Raw genomic sequence first — 19195 nt, 5'->3', positions numbered from 1 at the left:
GACATCTGGCCGCGGACACCGAAATCAAGACCCCGGATCAGTTGTCGCCGTCCGCGTGCTTGGCGATGAAGTCGCGGACCTGCGGGTAGACCTGCTCGCGCCAGCGACGACCGCTGAAGATGCCGTAGTGGCCGGCGCCCTCGACCGTGAGGTGCGCGCTGTCGTCCTTGCCGATGCCGCTGCACAACTTGTGCGCGGCACGGGTCTGGCCCTGGCCGGAGATGTCGTCCAGCTCGCCCTCGATGGTCAGCATCGCGGTGCCGGTGATCTTCGACGGGTCGACGCGCTCGCCGTTGATCTCCCACAGCCCGCGCGGCAGCAGGTGCTCCTTGAACACCACGCGCACGGTGTCGAGGTAATACTCGGCCGGCATGTCGAGCACGGCGTTGTACTCGTCGTAGAAGCGCCGGTGCGAGGCGGCGTCCTCGAGGTCGCCCTTGAGCAGGTGCTCGTAGAAGTCCCAGTGCGACTGCGCGTGGCGCTCCGGGTTCATCGCCATGAAGCCGCCGTGCTGCAGGAAGCCCGGGTAGACCGGGCGGCCGGCACCGGGGTAGGTCGCCGGGACGTTGTGGATCAGGTTGGTCTCGAACCACCACAGCGGCTTGTCGACGGCGAGGTCGTTGACCTGGGTCGGGCTCTCGCGGGTGTCGATCGGGCCGCCCATCATCACCATCGACTTCGGCGTCGCCTCGCCACGCGCGGCCATCAGCGACACCGCCGCGAGTACCGGCACCGTCGGCTGGCAGACGCTGATCACGTGCAGCTTGTCGGCGCCGATGGTGCGGATGAATTCCTCGATGTAGCCGACGTAATCGTCGAGGCCGAAGCGGCCCTCGCCGGTCGGCACCATGCGTGCGTCGATCCAGTCGGTGACGTAGACCTTGTGGTCGCGCAGCAGGGTCCTGACGGTGTCACGCAGCAGGGTGGCGTGGTGGCCCGACAGCGGCGCGACCACCAGCACCGGCGGGTCGTCACGCAGGTTGGCGATGTTGCCGGCGTCGTCGGCGAAGCGCTTGAAGCGCAGCAGCCGGCAGAACGGCCTGCGCAGGACCTCGCGCTCGACCACCGGGTATTCGGTGCCGTCGATCTCGATGCGGTGGATGCCGAACTCGGGCTTCTCGTAATCCTTGCCGATGCGGTAGAGCAGCTCGTAACCGGCGGCGAGCCGGTTGGCGCCGGGCATCGATGACATCCAACTGCCGTGGTCGCCGAACATCTTGGCGCCGGCATCGGCCCAGTAGGTCACCGGGGCCATCCACGCCCGGCCGAACTCGTGCATCTGGTAAAGCAGCATACGGTTCCGTTCCCCTGAGTACGGATATGTTGCGATGCAGCGTAGCGGATTGCGGTGGTTGAAACGTGAATCGGGTCGATGGTCTGCGAACCAGGCCACGGGCCTTTGTAGGAGCGGCTTTAGCCGCGATCTGAAATCGTTCGCCTGCACCCACTCCCGATCGCGGCTAAAGCCGCTCCTACAGGGGCGGTCAGTCCGGGAGCTCAAGGGCGGCCGTCTCGTCCCGCAAACCCGGCGCCAGCCACAGGTGCGAGCCCAGTGGCGCCAGGCCGATCCGGGCGAAGCGCTCGCGGTAGAACCTGGCCGGTCGCGACATGAAGCCATCGGTGTCGCCGTCGATGCCGTCGGCGCGGGTGAAGGTCTCCAGGAACGCCACGCCGCCACACAGTTCGGCCAGGGCCGGCAGGCCGCGGTCGAGTTCGCGCGTCGGCAGGTAGTGCAGCACGTCACTGCAGACCAGCAGGTCGACCGGCGCGCAGGGGCGCAGGTATTCGAAGTCGGCAAAGCGGGCGAGATGCAGGTTGCGGCGCGCGCCGAAGCGGGCGACCGCATAGTCGCTGCTGTCGAAGCCGAGGTAGTGCAGCTTCGGCCGCAGCTTCAGCAACGGCGCGCGCCAGGCGCCTTCGCCGCAGCCGATGTCGAGCACGCTGCGGATCGGTCGTTCCAGGTGGTACTCGACGGTCGCCACCGCGAGCGCGACCTTGCGCGCCAGTCGCGCGCCGCCGCCGATCGCGGTGTCCTTCAGTGCCGGGTCGCGGTACCAGCGGTCGAAGTAGGCCTGGTCGTAGTGTTTGGTCATCGTGTCATCCTATCGCGCGCATCCCACCTGCCTACCGGAGCCCTCGATGGCGTACATCTGGATCAAGACCTTCCATATCGTGTTCGTGATCGCCTGGATGGCGGCGGTGTTCTACCTGCCGCGACTGCTGGTCAATATCGCCGAGGCCGGCGATGAGCCGGCGGTGCGCGCGCGGCTGGTGCTGATGGGGCGCCGGCTGTACCGCTTTGGCAATGCCATGTTCGGGTTGGCGGTGGTGCTGGGACTGACCTTGTGGCTTCACTTCGGGGTCGGCGGCGGCTGGTTGCATGCCAAGCTGCTGCTGGTGGCGCTGCTGCTGGCGTACTTCATCGTCAGCGGGCGCTGGTTGAAAGGCGTCGATGCCGGACGCGCGCTGCCCTCGCCGACGACGATGCGCTGGTTCAACGAGTTGCCGGTGCTCGGGCTGATCGCGATCGTGTGGCTGGTGCTGGCCAAGCCGTTCTGACGTCCGGTTGCCGAATTTCCGACCGGCCCGGAAATGTAGGAGCGGCTTTAGCCGCGATCGGGAGTCGGCGCGGGCGAACGATTCCAGATCGCGGCTAAAGCCGCTCCTACAAAACATGCGGGGCGCTAGCGGGTGAACTGCTCCGCCGCCGGCAACTCCACCGGCACGCCATCGGCGTTGCAACCGCCGGCTTTGCACACCGCTTCGCGCAGGTGCGGGGTCGACTGCAGCAGGAAGTGGAAGATCGTGTTCTGCTCGACGCTGCCGCGTACCGCGGCGCTGCCGGGGCCGCGCGCCCAGATGCCGACGTCGTCGCCGCCGTGCGATTCGGCGCTGGTCGGGACCAGCGATTCCTGCATGTAATCCGGGGCGGCGGTGTCGACCTCGGTCAGGTCGGGACGGCCGGTGGCTGGCTGGTACTCATCGGCGTCGTGTGGGAATGACTTCGGGCCGGCCGGCTGCGACTTCGAGGCGCCGGTATAACCCGGGCCGTTGGCGTAGCTGAGCGTGGTGTAGGGCAGGCCACGGGCGTCGAGGGTGAGTTCGGCGACGCCTTCGTCGTTGACCTCGCGGACCTTGCCGAGGATCGGGTTGCCGCGCATCGGGTAGCCGACGAAGCTCAGGGTGTGGGCGTGGTCGGCAGTGACCAGGACCAGGGTGTCGTCGGCCGAGGTCATGTCGACCGCGGCCTGCACGGCGTCGCTCAGGGCGATGGTGTCGGTCAGCGCGCGGTAGGCGTTGCCGTCGTGGTGGGCGTGGTCGATGCGGCCGCCTTCGACCAGCAGCACGTAGCCGTCGGTGTCTTCGGCCAGGCGGGTGATCGCGGCGCGGGTCATTTCGGCCAGGCTCGGTTCGCCGGCGGTGTCGTTGGGACGGTCGTGCTCGTACTGCATGTGGCTGGGCTCGAACAGCGCCAGCAGCGGCGCGTCGACCGGCGCGGTGGCGAACTGCTCGGCGTTCCAGGCGTAGTGGCCGTCCGGGTGGCGCTGCTTCCATTCGGCGATGAGGTCGCGGCCGTCCTTGCGGCGGCCGGTGGTGTCGGGGTATTCCGGGTCGTGCTGGTCTGCCGGCATGAAGTTGGTACGGCCGCCGCCCATCAGCACGTCCGGGCCAGTGCCGAACGGCGACTCGATCATCTGTCGGGCGATGTCGATGCAGCCGGCCGCCTTCGCCTCGGCGGGCACGCTGCTTTCCCAGCCACGGCTGGCCGAGTGGCTGAGGGTCGCGGCCGGGGTCGCGTGGGTGAGGCGGGCGGTGGTCACCACGCCGGTCGCCATGCCGCTGCCGGCGGCGAGTTCCCACAGGGTCGCGAGCGGCGCGGCGAGGGCGCCGCTGCAGTCGCCGAAGGCCGCGGACTGGCCGATGCTGATCACCCCGGCCCGCGTCTTCGCGCCGGTGGCCATCGCACTCATGGTGCCGGCCGAATCGGGCGTCTGTGAGTCGGTGTTGTAGGTCTTGCTCAGCGCGGTCGCGGGAAAGTGTTCCCAGCTCAGGCGGTTGTGCTCGCCGGGCTGGCCGGCGCGCTGCCCGGCGAGGATGCGCGCGGCGGCGACCGTCGGCAGGCTCATGCCGTCGCCGACGAACAGGATCACGTTCTTCGCGCGGCCATCCATCGCGCCACGTCCGGCCGCCTGGGCGGCGCCGTCGCGGAACCACCACGCGGCGGTTTCGCCGTCGGGGTGGGTGATCACGGGTACGTCCACCTGCAGCGTGTGTCGCGGAGTCGCGGGGCCGGTGGCAGTGGTGGCACAAGCCGCGATCAGCACGGTGGGGGCGAGGACCAGGCAGGCGCGGCGCAAACGGGGCATCAAGACAAACCTTTCGACAAATGATTGGGATCAATTATGCCGCGCGATCGTTGCAGCAGTGGGACACTCCCATGCAGGCATGCGCCGCCCGTGATCGCGTTCACGGGTCAACATGCGTCTCGATCAGTGGAGGAAACGGCATGGATGAGCAACACGTGGGGCACGAGGCCACGACGGAGTACGTGCTGGTGGACGGGTTCCCCGGCGCCAGCGACTACGCGCGCCTGCGGGCGGCGGCGGGGCTGTCGCGCAAGTCGCCGGAAGCCGCCGCGCGCGGCGTCGCGGGCACGCTGCACGGCGTCAGCGTCCTGCGCGACGGTGGGCTTGTCGGCATGGGCCGGATCGTCGGCGACGGAGGGTGCTTCTTCTTCGTGGTCGACATCGCGGTCGAGCCGGCGCACCAGGGTCGTGGCCTCGGCAAGCGGATCATGGCCGCGCTGGATGCCTGGTTGCGCGCCAACGCACCGGAGACGGCGCACGTGGCGTTGTTCGCCGATGGCGAGGCCCGGCACCTGTACGCGAAGTACGGGTTCGCAGAGAACACCAAATCCGTCGGCATGGATTACCGGGTCGGGCCGAAACCGGCGCAGCGCTGAGGGTTCACGCCCGCGAATAGCGCCACGACACCATCCGTCCGTCGCGATACGGCATCACGCCGTGGAACGCGCGCGGGTCGTCGTCGAACACCAGTGGCAGGAAGTTGCGGTCGCCCTCCCACATCGGCAGTTCGTGCAGGCGTTCCAGCGGCACCCATTCAAGCTCGCCCTCGGGGTTGCTGGTGAACGGCGTGCCGCTGAAACCGGTGACCAGGAAGACGAAGCCCAGCCAGTCCTCGCCCTGCTTGCCGAAGCCCGGCCAACTGATGGTGCCGCGCAGGACCAACTGGTCGCAGTCGATCCCGGCTTCCTCGTGGATCTCGCGGCGCATGCCAGCGACCACGTCCTCGTCGGCCTCGAGCTTGCCGCCCAGGCCGTTGTACTTGCCCAGGTGCTGGTCGTCGGCGCGGGCGTTGCGATGCACCAGCAGGACTTCGCGGCCGTCGGCGGACAGCACGTAGCCGAGGGTGGCGACGATCGGGGTGTAGGGCATCAGTCGGCGGCCTCGCGTTGCCTGGCCAGCTCCTTGTTGAACGCAAGCTCGTAGCTGTCGGCGTACTCGACGCAACTCATCGGCTCGGGATGCGGTGCGTTGGTATCGGCCGGGGTCCAGCCGACACTGTCGGGATGCGGGGCGATCAGCAGGTCGCAGGGCAGTGCGCGCACGGCCTCGAAACCGCGCCGGTAGGCCTCGACGATATGCGGGAAGCGCGGGCTGTCGATCAACTGGTAGCCGGGCGTGCTGAGGCTGTCGACATAGGCGATGCGCAGCGGTTTGCCGGTGTCACTGGTATCGGTCCATGTCCAGCTCATCGAGCCGGGGGTGTGGGCCGGGGTGAAGTGGTGGGTGAAGACGATGCCGCCGAGTTCGACAGTCTCTCCATCCTGCAGCAGGCGGTCGACCTGCGTCGGCGGGAATACGATCTCGTCGCCGAAATGGAGGTCGTCGCTGCCGCCGCGGGCGAGCAGCACGGCCGACTCGGCGTTGCTGACCAGGGTAGCGCCGGTCGCGCGCCGGATCGCGGCCAGCGGGCCGGCGTGGTCACCGTGGGCGTGGCTGTGCAGGATCAGCTTGAGGTCATCGGGGGCGACGCCCAGTGCGGCCATGTGCCGCAACAGCATGTCGGCGGCCTGCTGCACGCCGCCGTCGACCAGCACGGCGCCGTCGGGCGTCTTGACCAGCAGCGCGCTCAGGCCTTCGGTGCCGATGTACCAGGTGTGCTCGGCGATCCGGAACGGCGCGACCGGCTGGCGCCAGCTGTCGTGGGTCTGGTAGCCCTCGGATTGCGGCAGCACCGGTTCGGCGGCAGTGGCGAGGGTGGGCAGCAGCAGGGCGCAGGCGAGGGCGCAGCTCGGCAAGACCAGGCGGAAAGTCGGCATCGGAGGGAGTGATGGTGGGCGCCACAGTGTCCACGATCGCGCCTGCCCGGGCTACGGCGTGGTGCACGGAACGTCCAGGCGACCGGAGGCGTTCCGGTTCGCGGCTGAAGCCGCTCCTACAGCGATGGAGTGGCTTGGGGATGCGGGCGGCCGAGCCGCGCGCCGAGCCACGCCGCCGGCAGGGGCAGCAGCACGCCGGCGATGGTCATCCACAACGGGTGCGGGATCATCATCGCGTTGGCGATCACGCCGGCCAGCACCACCGCACCGACCAGCACGGCCGCCGCTCGCGGGTGTCGCCGCGATATCCGGGCGGCAAGCCAGCCGCCGATGAGCGCGCCGAGCGCCCAGCCGGCCACCACCAGCGCCATTGCGGCTGGCGGCGCGGCCCGGATGAAGATCGCCAGTTGCGACGGGTCGGTGAGGTCCATCCCCGGCGGTGGTGGATGGAGCGCCGCGCTGCCGAACTGGCAGAGCATGATCGTCAGCCATGCCACCACCACGCCGGCCACCACTGCAAGGATCGTGCGTCCCATGTCGCGCTCCCGGTTGGAATCCGCGCAGCATCGCCCGGGTACGCGCGGCGGGCAAGCGGGTGCGGCATGCGCATAATCCACGGACGATACGGATGATGGAGACGACATCGATGACCGCACCATTCCGCCAGCGCCGCGCCGTGCATTCCGGGGTACGACTGGTCAGCCTTGCGGAGCAGCCGGCATGAGTGGGCAGCAGCGCGAGTTGACGATGCGCTTCCTCGCCGAGCCCACCGACGTCAACTATGGCGGCAAGGTCCACGGCGGCGTGGTGATGAAATGGATCGACCAGGCCGGTTACGCCGCCGCGGTCGGCTGGAGCGGCACCTACAGCGTCACGGTCGCGGTCGGCGGGATCCGTTTCGTCGCCCCGATCAGGACCAGCGACCTGGTCACCGTGCGGACCAAGCTGGTGCATACCGGCACCAGCAGCATGCACTTCGCGGTCGAGGTCAGCGCCTGTGACCCGATGGGCGGGGTGCCGCGCCTGTGCACGCACTGCGTGATCGTGTTCGTGGCGCTCGACGGGGTCGAGGGCAAGCCGACGCCAGTGCCCGACTGGGAACCGGTGGGCGATGACGACCGCGAGCTGGCCGAATACGCGATGCAGGTGATGGAGCTCAGCAAGGGGATCGAGCAGACCGTCGAGCGCTACCGGCTTGCCGGCGAACTCTAGCCAGCCTCATTCCACCATCCCGGATGCGACAAGGCCGCCCGGAGGCGGCCTTGCTGGTCATCGTCGTGTATTGCCGTGCGCTTCAGATCCCGGCGACGCGGCGTGCCTGCATGTACTTGCGGCTCCAGTAGCCACTGTCCAGGTCGGAGACCATCACGTCCTTGCCGGTGCTCGGCGCATGCACGAAGCGGCCTTCGCCGACATAGATGCCGACATGGTCGACCCGGCCGCGACGGCCGAAGAACACCAGGTCTCCGACGTTCAACTTGGACTTGTCCTGGACCAGCTCGCCGGTCTGGGCCTGGTCGCGCGATACCCGCGGCAGCTCGATGCCCAGGGAATTGCGGAACACGTAGCTGACCAGCCCACTGCAGTCGAAGCCCTTCTCGGGCGAGGTGCCGCCCCAGCGGTAGGGCGTGCCCAGCAGCGTCAGCGCCTTCTGCAGCACGGTCTTGATCTTGCTGTCGGGCGGGGTGTAATCCTCGGCGACGGCCGAGGTCTTGCCCGATACCAGCATGCTGTTGATGTCGGTGGCGACCATCAGCGCGCGATCCGGCAGCGTCATCGGGTCGGGCATCAGCGCGGGCGCCTCGACCGAGGCGGAAGCCGAGGTGGCGGAGGTGGCTTGCTGGGCGAATGCCGGCGTGGCTGCGGTGGCCAGCAGGCATGCGAAGAGAAGGTTGCGGGCCCGCACGAGGCGGGGAGCGGCGGCTTGCCGGGAAATCAGGTGTTTCACATGGTCATCACGAAGTCGTCACCGGGCGATCATGACGATCAAATCGTTGCCATAGGTTTAATTAAAGTTAAATTATCGTTAATTATAGCGCGGAAAGTCACGCTTTCGAATCCGGTTCCGCCGCCGGTCAGTTCAATACGCGCCGAGCGCCGCTGTAGTGGTCGCGCCAGTAATGGCCATCCAGAGCATCCAGGCGAACCGTGCCGCCACTGCTCGGCGCATGCACGAAACGGCCGTTGCCGACGTAGATCCCGACATGGGTGACGCGTCCGCCGCTGCTGAAGAACACGAGGTCCGCGGCGCTCAGTTGCCGGGGTTCGATCCGCGGCCCCTGGTACTCGGACAACGCCCGCGAGGTCCGCGGAAGCTTGATGTCGAGCATGTCGTCGTAGACATAGTTGACCAGCCCGCTGCAGTCGAACCCGGTTTGCGGGGTGTTGCCGCCATAGAGATAGGGCGTGCCGACCAGGCTGATCGCACGCATCAGCACGGCGTTCGCCGCGGCGGGATTGCTGGGCGGGACCACCGGCCACTGGCGCGGATTTTCCGGGGGCGGGGTGCGGCGAACGACGTCCGGGCCGCCACCGCAACCTGCGAGCAACGTGCCTGCCAGCACCACGAATGCGAGCGACGCTCCGATGCCCCAGTGGCGCCGTGCTGGCGTGGGGGCGGTGTTGCCGGGATAATGCGCGGCCTTCGTCACGGTCGACAGCTTGAACGCTGCCGGCTGCGGCGGCAACCCTCGCCGCCACCGCTCCGGTGGTGCTGCCCGCGCCTGCAACGCGCGTTGCCCTTCTACCGAGTCCAGCCATGAAAATCGAAAAAGACAGCGTCGTCCTGTTCCACTACTCCGTCGCCGAGCAGGGTGGCGAGTCGCTGGAGTCCTCCGAGGGCCGCGGCCCGCTGGCGATCCTGGTCGGCCACGGCAACATCATCCCGGGCCTGGAAAAGGCGATGGAAGGCCACGAGGCCGGCGACAAGTTCAGTGCCGACGTGAAGGCCGCCGAAGCCTATGGCGAGATCCAGCCGAACCTGACCCAGCGGGTGCCGAAGAAGTACTTCAAGGACGTCAAGCTGGTCCCGGGCATGCAGGCGGTGTTGCCGACCAACTTCGGCCCGCGCGCGGTGACCGTGCAGAAGGTCGGCATGAGCGTGGTCGATGTCGACCTCAACCACCCGATGGCCGGCAAGGACCTGAGCTTCGAGATCGAGATCGTCGAGGTCCGCGAGGCCAGCGAGGAGGAGGTCCAGCACGGCCACGTGCACGGCGAAGGCGGCCACGAGCACTGAGCCGCGCCACCCCGACGCAACACCCGACGGCCCGCCAACGCGGGCCGTCTTGCGTTCGGGCAGCCGGCATCGAGGCATGACCAATGGCGGCTTGCGGACCGCCGGGACGCTGTCATGATCCGCGAATCGAGTCTGGGGAGGTTCGCGATGGGCAGCACGATGACCGGCATCCCGCTGGCGCCACTGGCGTCCGCACAACGGATCGACAACCTCGACGTGCTGCGCGGCCTCGCGCTGCTGGGCATCGTGTTGATGAACGTCGAGTTCTTCACCGCCCCGCTGATGGATATCTCCGAAGGCATTTCGCCGGGCGACCGCGGGCTGGACCGGCTGGCCGACGCGTTCGTGTACGTGTTCGTGCGCGGCAAGTTCTGGACGCTGTTCTCGCTGCTGTTCGGGATGGGCTTCGCGGTCATGCTCGGGCGCGCGCAGGCGGCCGGGCGCAGTTTCGTGCCGGTCTACCTGCGGCGCACGTTGGGCCTGCTGCTGTTCGGCCTGGTCCACGCGTTGCTGATCTGGTCGGGTGACATCCTGGTGTCGTACGCGTTGACCGCGCTGGTGCTGTTGCTGTTGTTCCGCAACACTCCGACGGGGCGGTTGTGGAAGTGGGGTGGCGGGATCTGGGCGGTGATGATCGGCCTGATGCTGTTTTTCACCGCGATGATGACGGTGGGCGACGGTGCCCAGGACCCCAACGCCGCGAAGGCGGCCGCGGATGCCGCCGACCTGCGTGCGGCCGAGATCGCCGCCTATTCGGCCGGCAGCTATGCCGCGGCGACCGCCGTGCGGGTCCGGACCTTCCTGCACATGCTGGGCTTCAACGTGTTCCTGGTGCCGATGGTGCTGGGGATGTTCCTGGTCGGTGCGTGGCTGGTCCGCAGCGGGGCGATGGCGCAACCGGCCGGGCACCGGCGCCTGTTCGTGCGGCTGGCCTGGATCGGCGGTGTCGTCGGGCTGGGATTGACCGTGGCCAGTGTCGCGATCGACTCGAACCCCGGCGGCACCGACCAGCCGTCGCCGTCGACGATGCTGGCGATGACGTTGCACATGGCCGGCTCCCCGCTGCTGTCACTGGGCTACATCGCGATGGTGGTCCTGGCGTTGGAGCGCGGCGCTGCATGGCTGCGCACGTTGGCGCCGGCCGGCCGGATGGCGCTGACCAATTACCTGGCGCAATCGGTGGTCGGCACGCTGGTGTTCTACGGCTACGGCCTGGGCCTTTGGGGCGAGGTGTCGCGCGCGTGGCAGGTGCTTGGCGTCGTGGTGTTCTTCGCGCTGCAGGTGGTGCTCAGCCGCTGGTGGTTGGCGCGGTTCCGCTACGGTCCGCTGGAATGGGCGTGGCGGGCCTTCACCTACTGGCAGTTGCCACCCATGCGGCGCGCGGATGCAGTGCCGCTGGATGCCACCACCTCGTAAACTGGCGGCATGAATCAACGCGAAGATGTGGTCGTCGTCGGCGCCGGCGTGGTCGGCCTTGCATCGGCGCTGGCCCTGATCGAGGCCGGCCGCGGCGTATGCGTGCTCGACGCGGGCCGTGTCGGCGGCGGCAGTTCCCACGGCAATTGCGGCACCATCACCCCCAGCCATGCGCCACCGCTGGCGGCACCGGGCATGGTCGCGACCGCGCTTCGGATGATGCTCACGCCCGATGCGCCGCTGTACGTCCGTCCGCGCATGGACCCGGTCCTGTGGCGCTGGCTGTGGACGTTCGCCGCGCGCTGCAACGTGCGCGACTGGAAGGCCAGCGCGCTGGCCAAGTCGATGCTGCTGAACGACTCGCGCGCGCGCCTGCAGGACTGGGTGGACCGGTACGGGCTCGACTGCGATTTCCGTGAGACCGGCGAGGACTACATCTACCGCGACCCGCGCGCGTTCGCCCATGGCCAGCGCGAGATCGGCCTGCTGCGCGAACTCGGCATTGACGTCGAGGTGATCGACGGGGCGACCTGCGAGGCGCAGGAGCCCGCATTGAAGCCCGGCGTGGCCGGGGCGATCCGCTTCTCGGGCGACGCCGCGTTGCGCCCGGACCGCTACGTCGCCGAACTGGCGCGGGTGGTGCGCGAACGTGGCGGGGTGATCGTCGACAACAATCCGCTGCAGTCGATGTCGCACGAAGCCGACGGGATCGCGTTGACGACCGCCAACGGCCCGATGCGCGCGCGCGACGTCGTGCTGGCGTCGGGCGCCTGGTCGCCACGGCTGGGACCGGCGATCGGCCTGCCGTGGCTGCGCCGCGCGATGCAGCCGGGCAAGGGCTACTCGATCACCTATTCGGCGCCGCCACTGGTCCCGCGCCGGCCGCTGATACTGCGCGAACGCTCGGTCTGCGTGACTGCCTGGGGCGACGCGGACAACTGCACCGGATTCCGGCTCGGCAGCACGATGGAATTCTCCGGCTTCGACGACAGCCTCAACTCGCGACGCCTTGCCGCACTGGAGCGTGGCGCGGCCGAATACCTGCACCAGCCGGTCGGCCCGCAGGTGCAGGAACGCTGGTATGGCTGGCGGCCGATGAGTTGCGACGACGTCCCGATCATCGGCCGTGCGCCCGGCCAGGAACACCTGTGGCTGGCGACCGGCCACGGCATGATGGGCGTCGGCATGAGTAGCGGCACCGGGCAACTGGTCGCGGACCTGGTGACCGGGCGGGCGCCGACGATCGACCCCGCGCCGTTCCGGCCCGAGCGGTTTGCCTGAGCGGGCGCTGACGCACGCACAACATCGGCTGCGGCACGATGGCCGCCTGTCGACCTGGAGGAATCCATGCATTACGACTTCGACCTGATCGTGATCGGTGGCGGCTCCGGCGGACTTGCCGCGGCCTTTCGCGCCGCCGAACATGGCGCCCGTGTTGCCTTGCTCGAGCCCGGCGCGCTGGGCGGGACCTGCGTCAACGCCGGCTGCGTACCGAAGAAGGCGATGTGGCTGGCGGCCGAGGTCGGGCGCAAGTTGTCGTTCGCGCAGACGCTGGGATTCGCCGCGCAGGATTGCGCACTGGACTGGCCGGCCTTCATCGCCCACCGCCAGCGCTACATCGCCAACATCCACGCCAGCTACCAGCAACGGCTCGACATGGCCGGGATCGCGGTGCTGCCGATGCGCGCGACCCTGCGCGACGCCAACACGATCGAATGCGAGGACGGCGTGCGCCTGTGCGCGCCGCGATTGCTGCTCGCGACCGGAGGCCATGCGGTCAGGCCGGATATCACTGGCGCGAAACTGGGCGGGACCTCTGACGATTTCTTCCAGTGGACCGCGCCGCCGGAACGGGTCGCGCTGGTCGGCGGCGGATACATCGCCACCGAGCTGGCCGGCGTGCTGCAGGCACTGGGAAGTCGGGTCGAAGTGTTCGTGCGTGGGCCGCGCTTGATCGAGAGCTTCGACGCCGAGCTGGCCGACCAACTGGCGGAGGATTACCGCCAGGCGGGCGTGCATTTGCACTTTGGCTGCAACGTGACCGCGGTAGAACAGGCCGGCAAGGGCGTCCGGCTGGCCGGCGAGGGTATCTCCGACGATCCCTTCGATGCATTGCTATTCGCCACCGGCCGCCGTCCGAACACCCGGGACCTGGGGTTGGAGGCGGCGGGCGTCGCGACCGACAAGCACGGCCACGTCATCGTTGACGAACGCCATTCGACCAATGTCGACAGCGTGTTCGCGGTGGGCGACGTCAGCACCGACCTGCCGCTGACGCCGGTCGCAATCGCCGCCGCGCGCCGGCTGATGGACCGGCTGTTCGGCGACCGCGACCAGCCGCTGGATCCGGATGACATCGCCACCGTGGTGTTCAGCCATCCGCCGATCGGCAAGGTCGGGTTGACCGAGGCGAAGGCCCGGGAACTGCATGGCGACGCCGTCCACGTCGCGCGCTCCAGCTTCCGCCCGATGCTGCATGCACTGGCCGACTCGCCGCAGCGCAGCCTGTTCAAGCTGGTGTGCGTGGGCGAGGAGCGCCGCGTGGTCGGCATCCACCTGCTCGGCGAAGCGGCCGACGAGATCCTGCAGGGCTTTGCGGTCGCGTTGAAACGCGGCGTCACCCTGGCCGACCTGCACGACACCGTCGCGATCCACCCGACCAGCGCCGAGGAACTGGTGTTGATGCGGTAATGCCTGGACATCCGGAATCGGTGCGGACGACGATAACGATATCTTGTGTAGGAGCGGCTTCAGCCGCGATCTGGAGCCGGACGCGCGACCAAACGTTCGATCGCGGCTGAAGCCGCTCCTACAATAGGGGCATGGACACCTACGCCCTCCACCGCGGCACGGCGCCGCTGCTGGTCAGCCTGCCGCACGACGGCAGCGCGATCCCCGATGACCTCGCCGCGCGCATGACCGACGATGCCCGTCGCGCGCCGGACACCGACTGGCACGTATCGAAGCTGTACGACTTCGCCCGCGGGCTCGGCGCGTCGGTGCTGGTGCCGCACTACTCGCGCTACGTGGTCGACCTCAACCGCCCGCCCGACGACACCTCGCTGTATCCCGGCCAGAACACCACCGGCCTGTGCCCGGCGGTGCAGTTCAGCGGCGCGCCGGTGTACCGCGAGGGCGAAGCCCCCGATGCGGCCGAGGTCGCGGCCCGGGTCGAGCGTTACTGGCGCCCATACCACGATGCGCTGCGGGCCGAACTTGACCGCATCCATGCCGGACACGGCCGCGTGGTGCTGTGGGAAGGCCATTCGATCCGCGGCAGCGACCTGCCGTTCCTGTTCGAGGGCCGCCTGCCGGACCTCAACCTCGGCACCGCCACCGGGACCAGTTGCTCGCCGGCACTGCAGTCACGGCTGGAATCGGTGCTGGGTTCGCAGGACGACTACGACTGGGTCGCCAACGGCCGCTTCAAGGGCGGCCACATCACCCGCCACTACGGCGCGCCGGCGCGCGGCATCAATGCCGTGCAGCTGGAAATCAGCCAGCGCAACTACATGGACGAGGCGTCGTTCGACTACCTCCCGGAAAATGCGTCGCGCTTGCAACAACTGTTGCAGCCGCTGCTGCGGGCCTGCCTCGACGACTGATCCGTTACGCCCTTAAAAGAAAAGGCCGGCCCGGCAATCCGGTCCGGCCTTTCGTCGACTGCGGCAGCGGCGCCTCAGTCGGTGCTCGCACTCGCATTGGCGCCCACGTCGGAGGCGTCCTCGCCGATGTGCTCGTCCAGGAACTCCTCCATCATCCGATACATCCTGGCCTGGTTTTCCGGTTTGTAGAAGCCATGGCCCTCACCGCTGATCACCAGCGTCTTCGCCGGACGACCGCTGTCCTCGAAAGCGTCGGCCAGGGCCTCGAACTGCTCCATCGGTACCCGCCGGTCGAGCTTGCCCTGCGCGAGCATGACCGGGACCTTGATCTTGTCGACGTTCCGCGCCGGCGAATTGGCCACGAGCACTGCCGGGTCCGTGCCCAGCACGCGTTCCAGGTACCGCCGCCCGGCGCGACGGTCCTGGATGTCGCCCTCCTCGAACATGACCTGCAGGTCATACACGCCGACCTCGCCGATCGCACACTGGTACAGGTCGGGATAGCGGATCGGGTTCATCAGCGCCGCATAGCCGCCGAAGCTGGCGCCGTAGATGCAGATGCGATCCGGGTCGGCCAGCTTCTGGTCGATCGCCCAGCGCACGCCGTCGGCGATGTCGTCCTGGATCTTGCCGCCCCATTCGCGGTAGCCGGCTTCGACGAACTCCTGCCCGCGCCCGCCGGAACCGCGGAAGTTGACCTGCAGCACCGCATAGCCGCGGCTGGCCAGGAACTGCGCATCGCCGTTGTAACCCCAGGTGTCCTCGATGCCATAGGGGCCGCCGTGCGGCATCACCACCATCGGCCTGGGCCCGGCGCCACGGCTGGTGTAGATCGCGTGCAGGGTCTTGCCGTCGCCGCTGGTGAACTCGACCGGTCGCACCGGGGCCATCTGCCCGGCCTCGATCCAGGGCATGGCTTCGGCGATCAGGCGGACCTTGTTGCTGTCGCGATCGAACAGGTAGTACGCGCTGGGATTGCGGCCCGAGTATGTCCTGAACAGCAGCTTGCGGTCGTCGTCGCTGACGTCGTACGGCATCACCAGTTGCCCCGGGAAGGCCTTGCTGAGCCCGGCGTGCATCGCTGCCCACGGCGATGTCTTGTCGATGTATTCGACCATCGGCTTGCTGCCACCGTAAGCCACCGCGAACGGTGCGCCGCGGCTGCCTTCGTACAGCACCCGGCTGATCTCGACGTCGTCGCGACCGGCAAGCAGTTCGCGGGTGCCGGCCGCCAGGTCGATCCGGTACAGCCGCGCAGGTTCGCGGTGATCGGAGACCAGCGCGTACAGCAGATTGTTGTCGGCGGCGAAGCGGCGCGGGCTCAACGAGTAGCCGGCCAGCGATTTCGGCAGCGGCTGCCACGCCGCCGCAGGAGTTGGGCGGTACTGGGCGGTGGGGATGTCGTTCTCGTCGAGGCCGACCACCACCCGGGCGGTGCCGGTATTGTCCGCGGCGAAACCGACCCTGCCGGGAAAGCGCTCGATCTCCTTGCGGTCGCCGGTACGGGTGTCTGCGCGGAACAGCACGGTGTCGGGTTCCTCGCCGCAGTTCCAGCACCGGAAAGACACCAGCGCCATGCCGGGCTGGTCGCGCAGCAAGCCGACGATCTGCGAGAACCCCCGGTCCTTGCGGCGCCCGGTGATCATTCCGGCATCCGGAACGAAACCGAACAGCAATTCCTGGTCACTGCCATCGGCATTGGTCGCGATGATTTCCCCAAGACTGTAGGGACGCGCTTCCAGCGGCTCCATCTTGGCCTTGGACACCACCAGCCGGTTGTCGGTGGTCCAGTAAATGTCGGTGACATGCTTCTGCTTGCCGAAACGCATGGCCTGGACTTCACCGGAACCGTCCAGCGGCACGACCTGCAGGTGGGTCTCGGAGCCTTCCGCGGCCGGGACCGCCAGCGCGACGCGGGTGCCGTCCGGCGACAGCGCGATGTCGGTGATCTCGGAATGCCGGGCGAAAAGATCGGCCGACAGCGCCTGGGCGCCTGCCCATGGGCTGGCCAGCAGCAAGGCCAGCATGCAGCTGGCGGATTGGTTCGATTTCATGTTCCCTCCCCGGAACATCCGTTGTCGGGGAATAATGCCACGTTGGGTGGCATCGGGCGGCGGCTTACACCTCCAGCGTGGCCAAATCGCCCTTGGTCTCCAGCCACGCCTTGCGGTCGGAAGCGCGCTTCTTGGCCAGCAGCATGTCCATCAGCTTGCGCGTCGCCTCGCCGTCGTCGACGGTCAGCTGCACCAGCCGGCGGGTGTCGGGGTGGATGGTCGACTCGCGCAGCTGCGGCGGGTTCATCTCGCCCAGGCCCTTGAAGCGGGTGACGTGGACGCTCCCGGCCGAGCCCTTCTTCTTCTCGGCCTTCTCGCGCTCGATCTTCTCCAGCAGGATCCGCTTCTCCTCCTCGTCGAGCGCGTAGAACACCTGCTTGCCGAGGTCGATGCGGAACAGCGGCGGCATCGCCACGAACACGTGGCCGGCGGCGACCAGCGACGGGAAGTGCTGCAGGAACAGCGCAGTCAGCAACGTCGCGATGTGCAGGCCGTCGGAGTCGGCGTCGGCGAGGATGATGACCTTGCCGTAGCGCAGGCCGGCAAGGTCGTCCTTGCCGGGGTCGCAGCCGATCGCGACCGCGAGGTCATGCACTTCCTGCGAGGCCAACACGCTGCCGGAGGCGACCTCCCAGGTGTTGAGGATCTTGCCCCGGAGCGGAAGGATCGCCTGGAACTCCTTGTCGCGGGCCTGCTTGGCGCTGCCACCGGCGGAGTCGCCCTCGACCAGGAACAGCTCGGTGCGCGACAGGTCCTGGCTGCTGCAGTCGGCGAGCTTGCCGGGCAGGGCGGGGCCCTGGGTGACCTTCTTGCGGGTGACCTGCTTCTCGGTCTTCAGCCGCGCGCTGGCGCGTTCGATCGCCAACTGCGCGATCCGCTCGCCGAGTTCGACGTGCTGGTTGAGCCACAGCGAGAACGCATCGTGCGCGGCGCCCTCGACCATGCCGGCGGCCTGTCGCGACGACAGCCGCTCCTTGGTCTGGCCGCTGAACTGCGGGTCGGTCATCTTCAGCGACAGCACGAACGACACCCGGTCCCAGACGTCCTCCGGCGCCAGCTTGACCCCGCGCGGCAGCAGGCTGCGGAAGTCGCAGAACTCGCGCAGGGCGTCGGTGAAGCCCGTGCGCAAGCCGTTGACGTGGGTGCCGTGCTGGGCGGTGGGGATCAGGTTGACGTAACTCTCCTGCACCAGCTCGCCGTCGGGCACCCAGGCCACGGCCCAGTCGACCACTTCGGTGTCTTTCTTCAGCTGGCCGACGAACAGTTCCGGCGGCAGCAGTTCGCGGTCGACCAGCTCGCCGCGCAGGTAGTCGCGCAAGCCGTCCTCGTAATGCCATTCGATCTTTTCGCCACTGGCCACGTCATGCAGCCGCACGGTCAGGCCGGGGCACAGCACCGCCTTCGCCCGCAGCAGGTGCTTCAACGAGCGCAGGTTGAACTTCGCGGTGTCGAAATACTTCGGGTCCGGCCAGAAGCGCAGCCGGGTGCCGGTGTTCTTTTTCCCGACGCTGCCGACGACTTCCAGCTCGGAGCTGCGGTCGCCGTCGCGGAACTCCATCCGGTACTCGTTGCCGTCGCGCTTGATGAACAGCTCGACCCGGGTCGACAGCGCGTTGACCACGCTGACGCCGACGCCGTGCAGGCCGCCGGAGAAGGTGTAGTTCTTGCCGCTGAACTTACCGCCGGCATGCAGCCGGGTCAGGATCAACTCGACACCCGGGATGCCTTCCTCCGGGTGGATGTCGACCGGCATGCCGCGGCCGTCGTCGGACACCTCGCAACTGCCGTCGGCATGCAGGGTGACGTCGATGCTGCGGGCGTGGCCGCCGAGCGCCTCGTCGACCGAGTTGTCGATGACCTCCTGCGCCAGGTGGTTGGGCCTGGTGGTGTCGGTGTACATGCCCGGGCGGCGCTTGACCGGGTCCAGCCCGGACAGGACTTCGATATCGGCGGCGTTGTAACGATTGTTCATCGAGTGCTTCTGGTCCGGGCGGGGCGGTGCGGCGAGGATGGCGACGGGGTGGGAACCGGTCAAGCGCGGAACGCATCGCGGCAGGCTCCGCCGGGACGTGACCGCGTCGTTAAGCTCCCGTTGTTCAGGCGCCGGCATGGGTCCGGTGGCTAGGGTCGGCTGCGTCGTCCGGTTTGCTCCCTGTGTCCGGACGGCGTGCTTCGTCAGTTGTTCCATTTCCAGGATGGCCACATCCCGGGCGAATCATCCCCCAATACGAATTTCAGGAGACACACCACCATGAATATCCGCAAGCTGATGCTGCCGACCCTGGTTGCTGCCCTGATCGCCGCTCCGGCCGCGTTCGCCCAGACCGCCCAGGTCGACGCCAACGCCGAGGTCGAAGCCCAGGCCCAGGTCGACCAGGCCGCCGCTGACGCAGCTGCTGCCACCGACACGGCGTCCGATACCACCAACGCAGCCACCGGCGCGGTTGCCGATACCGCCACGGCAGCCGACGTCGATGCCGAAGCCGACGCTGCGGTCGAGGGCGAGATCGAGCCGGAAGAAGAAGACGAAAACTAAGCC

General features: G+C 68.3%; 19 protein-coding genes. 9 read left to right on the top strand and 10 right to left on the bottom strand.

The window, feature by feature from the left end:
* Positions 1-37: 37 nt before the first annotated feature.
* Both ACT9F5_RS05205 and ACT9F5_RS05200 read right to left on the bottom strand, forming a co-directional pair.
* Positions 38-1291, bottom strand: a complete 1254-nt coding sequence (locus tag ACT9F5_RS05205) for a polyhydroxyalkanoate depolymerase (protein WP_445119499.1) — start codon at positions 1289-1291, stop codon at positions 38-40.
* A gap of 193 nt (positions 1292-1484) precedes the next feature.
* A complete protein-coding gene (locus ACT9F5_RS05200) occupies positions 1485-2093 on the bottom strand; it encodes a methyltransferase (RefSeq protein ID WP_445118845.1) in 609 nt (202 codons plus the stop codon).
* Positions 2094-2139: 46 nt separating this feature from the next.
* Here ACT9F5_RS05200 and ACT9F5_RS05195 point away from each other — a divergent pair, with 46 nt between their 5' ends.
* Positions 2140-2559: a CopD family protein gene (locus ACT9F5_RS05195; RefSeq protein ID WP_445118844.1), complete on the top strand. Its 420-nt coding sequence runs from the start codon at positions 2140-2142 to the stop codon at positions 2557-2559.
* 125 nt (positions 2560-2684) lie between these two features.
* On the opposite strand, the gene ACT9F5_RS05190 is transcribed toward ACT9F5_RS05195, so the two are convergent.
* Positions 2685-4367 carry an alkaline phosphatase gene (locus ACT9F5_RS05190; protein WP_445118843.1) on the bottom strand — a complete coding sequence of 561 codons (1683 nt, stop codon included), beginning with the start codon at positions 4365-4367 and terminating at the stop codon, positions 2685-2687.
* A gap of 140 nt (positions 4368-4507) precedes the next feature.
* Here ACT9F5_RS05190 and ACT9F5_RS05185 point away from each other — a divergent pair, with 140 nt between their 5' ends.
* Complete coding sequence (locus ACT9F5_RS05185; protein WP_445118842.1) at positions 4508-4963, top strand: GNAT family N-acetyltransferase; 456 nt, start codon at positions 4508-4510, stop codon at positions 4961-4963.
* Positions 4964-4967: 4 nt separating this feature from the next.
* Here ACT9F5_RS05185 and ACT9F5_RS05180 read toward each other — a convergent pair whose 3' ends face one another.
* The 3 genes from ACT9F5_RS05180 to ACT9F5_RS05170 form a co-directional block, all read right to left on the bottom strand.
* Complete coding sequence (locus ACT9F5_RS05180) at positions 4968-5456, bottom strand: NUDIX domain-containing protein (protein ID WP_445118841.1); 489 nt, start codon at positions 5454-5456, stop codon at positions 4968-4970.
* Positions 5456-6343 carry a subclass B3 metallo-beta-lactamase gene (gene bla, locus ACT9F5_RS05175; RefSeq protein WP_445118840.1) on the bottom strand — a complete coding sequence of 296 codons (888 nt, stop codon included), beginning with the start codon at positions 6341-6343 and terminating at the stop codon, positions 5456-5458. Before bla ends, ACT9F5_RS05180 begins: the two co-directional genes overlap by 1 nt.
* A 116-nt stretch (positions 6344-6459) precedes the next feature.
* Positions 6460-6879 (bottom strand): hypothetical protein, encoded by a 420-nt coding sequence (locus ACT9F5_RS05170; RefSeq protein WP_445118839.1) that lies wholly within the window; start codon positions 6877-6879, stop codon positions 6460-6462.
* A 184-nt stretch (positions 6880-7063) separates the two neighbouring features.
* On the opposite strand from ACT9F5_RS05170, the gene ACT9F5_RS05165 reads away from it, so the two are divergent.
* Positions 7064-7555: a hotdog domain-containing protein gene (locus tag ACT9F5_RS05165; protein ID WP_445118838.1), complete on the top strand. Its 492-nt coding sequence runs from the start codon at positions 7064-7066 to the stop codon at positions 7553-7555.
* Positions 7556-7637: 82 nt separating this feature from the next.
* Here ACT9F5_RS05165 and ACT9F5_RS05160 read toward each other — a convergent pair whose 3' ends face one another.
* On the bottom strand, positions 7638-8291 hold the full coding sequence (locus ACT9F5_RS05160) for an NlpC/P60 family protein (RefSeq protein ID WP_445118837.1): 654 nt from the start codon (positions 8289-8291) through the stop codon (positions 7638-7640).
* 127 nt (positions 8292-8418) lie between these two features.
* Complete coding sequence (locus ACT9F5_RS05155) at positions 8419-8994, bottom strand: NlpC/P60 family protein (protein WP_445118836.1); 576 nt, start codon at positions 8992-8994, stop codon at positions 8419-8421.
* Positions 8995-9101: 107 nt separating this feature from the next.
* On the opposite strand from ACT9F5_RS05155, the gene ACT9F5_RS05150 reads away from it, so the two are divergent.
* The 5 genes from ACT9F5_RS05150 to hutG all read left to right on the top strand — a co-directional run bounded on the left by ACT9F5_RS05150 (position 9102) and on the right by hutG (position 14602).
* Positions 9102-9581, top strand: coding sequence for an FKBP-type peptidyl-prolyl cis-trans isomerase (locus ACT9F5_RS05150; RefSeq protein WP_445118835.1), 480 nt, complete (start codon positions 9102-9104; stop codon positions 9579-9581).
* A 114-nt stretch (positions 9582-9695) separates the two neighbouring features.
* Positions 9696-10997 (top strand): DUF418 domain-containing protein, encoded by a 1302-nt coding sequence (locus tag ACT9F5_RS05145; RefSeq protein WP_445118834.1) that lies wholly within the window; start codon positions 9696-9698, stop codon positions 10995-10997.
* A 9-nt stretch (positions 10998-11006) separates the two neighbouring features.
* Positions 11007-12278 (top strand): FAD-dependent oxidoreductase, encoded by a 1272-nt coding sequence (locus tag ACT9F5_RS05140; protein ID WP_445118833.1) that lies wholly within the window; start codon positions 11007-11009, stop codon positions 12276-12278.
* A 66-nt stretch (positions 12279-12344) separates the two neighbouring features.
* The gene (gene gorA, locus ACT9F5_RS05135) at positions 12345-13688 is read left to right on the top strand and encodes a glutathione-disulfide reductase (protein WP_445118832.1); all 1344 of its coding nucleotides are present in this window, start codon (positions 12345-12347) and stop codon (positions 13686-13688) included.
* A 131-nt stretch (positions 13689-13819) separates the two neighbouring features.
* Positions 13820-14602 carry an N-formylglutamate deformylase gene (gene hutG / locus ACT9F5_RS05130; protein WP_445118831.1) on the top strand — a complete coding sequence of 261 codons (783 nt, stop codon included), beginning with the start codon at positions 13820-13822 and terminating at the stop codon, positions 14600-14602.
* A gap of 74 nt (positions 14603-14676) precedes the next feature.
* On the opposite strand, the gene ACT9F5_RS05125 is transcribed toward hutG, so the two are convergent.
* Positions 14677-16656 carry an LpqB family beta-propeller domain-containing protein gene (locus ACT9F5_RS05125; RefSeq protein ID WP_445118830.1) on the bottom strand — a complete coding sequence of 660 codons (1980 nt, stop codon included), beginning with the start codon at positions 16654-16656 and terminating at the stop codon, positions 14677-14679.
* Positions 16657-16720: 64 nt separating this feature from the next.
* On the bottom strand, positions 16721-18628 hold the full coding sequence (gene parE / locus ACT9F5_RS05120; RefSeq protein ID WP_445118829.1) for a DNA topoisomerase IV subunit B: 1908 nt from the start codon (positions 18626-18628) through the stop codon (positions 16721-16723).
* Positions 18629-18907: 279 nt separating this feature from the next.
* Here parE and ACT9F5_RS05115 point away from each other — a divergent pair, with 279 nt between their 5' ends.
* Entirely contained in the window at positions 18908-19192 is a 285-nt protein-coding gene (locus ACT9F5_RS05115) for a hypothetical protein (protein WP_445118828.1), read from the top strand.
* The last annotated feature ends 3 nt before the right edge of the window (positions 19193-19195 follow it).

It is taken from the genome of Lysobacter sp. F6437 (assembly GCF_052547215.1).
The sequence above is the reverse complement of the archived record's forward strand: the minus strand, read 5'-3'. Positions and strand labels throughout refer to the sequence as shown.

Bases quoted from the DNA above. Each gene is read 5' to 3' on its own strand.
- ACT9F5_RS05200 (WP_445118845.1), bottom strand. From the start codon at position 2,093: ATGACCAAACACTACGACCAGGCCTACTTCGACCGCTGGTACCGCGAC.
- ACT9F5_RS05195 (WP_445118844.1), top strand. From the start codon at position 2,140: ATGGCGTACATCTGGATCAAGACCTTCCATATCGTGTTCGTGATCGCC.
- ACT9F5_RS05190 (WP_445118843.1), bottom strand. From the start codon at position 4,367: ATGCCCCGTTTGCGCCGCGCCTGCCTGGTCCTCGCCCCCACCGTGCTG.
- ACT9F5_RS05185 (WP_445118842.1), top strand. From the start codon at position 4,508: ATGGATGAGCAACACGTGGGGCACGAGGCCACGACGGAGTACGTGCTG.
- ACT9F5_RS05180 (WP_445118841.1), bottom strand. From the start codon at position 5,456: ATGCCCTACACCCCGATCGTCGCCACCCTCGGCTACGTGCTGTCCGCC.
- bla (WP_445118840.1), bottom strand. From the start codon at position 6,343: ATGCCGACTTTCCGCCTGGTCTTGCCGAGCTGCGCCCTCGCCTGCGCC.
- ACT9F5_RS05170 (WP_445118839.1), bottom strand. From the start codon at position 6,879: ATGGGACGCACGATCCTTGCAGTGGTGGCCGGCGTGGTGGTGGCATGG.
- ACT9F5_RS05165 (WP_445118838.1), top strand. From the start codon at position 7,064: ATGAGTGGGCAGCAGCGCGAGTTGACGATGCGCTTCCTCGCCGAGCCC.
- ACT9F5_RS05150 (WP_445118835.1), top strand. From the start codon at position 9,102: ATGAAAATCGAAAAAGACAGCGTCGTCCTGTTCCACTACTCCGTCGCC.
- ACT9F5_RS05145 (WP_445118834.1), top strand. From the start codon at position 9,696: ATGATCCGCGAATCGAGTCTGGGGAGGTTCGCGATGGGCAGCACGATG.
- ACT9F5_RS05140 (WP_445118833.1), top strand. From the start codon at position 11,007: ATGAATCAACGCGAAGATGTGGTCGTCGTCGGCGCCGGCGTGGTCGGC.
- gorA (WP_445118832.1), top strand. From the start codon at position 12,345: ATGCATTACGACTTCGACCTGATCGTGATCGGTGGCGGCTCCGGCGGA.
- hutG (WP_445118831.1), top strand. From the start codon at position 13,820: ATGGACACCTACGCCCTCCACCGCGGCACGGCGCCGCTGCTGGTCAGC.
- ACT9F5_RS05125 (WP_445118830.1), bottom strand. From the start codon at position 16,656: ATGAAATCGAACCAATCCGCCAGCTGCATGCTGGCCTTGCTGCTGGCC.
- parE (WP_445118829.1), bottom strand. From the start codon at position 18,628: ATGAACAATCGTTACAACGCCGCCGATATCGAAGTCCTGTCCGGGCTG.
- ACT9F5_RS05115 (WP_445118828.1), top strand. From the start codon at position 18,908: ATGAATATCCGCAAGCTGATGCTGCCGACCCTGGTTGCTGCCCTGATC.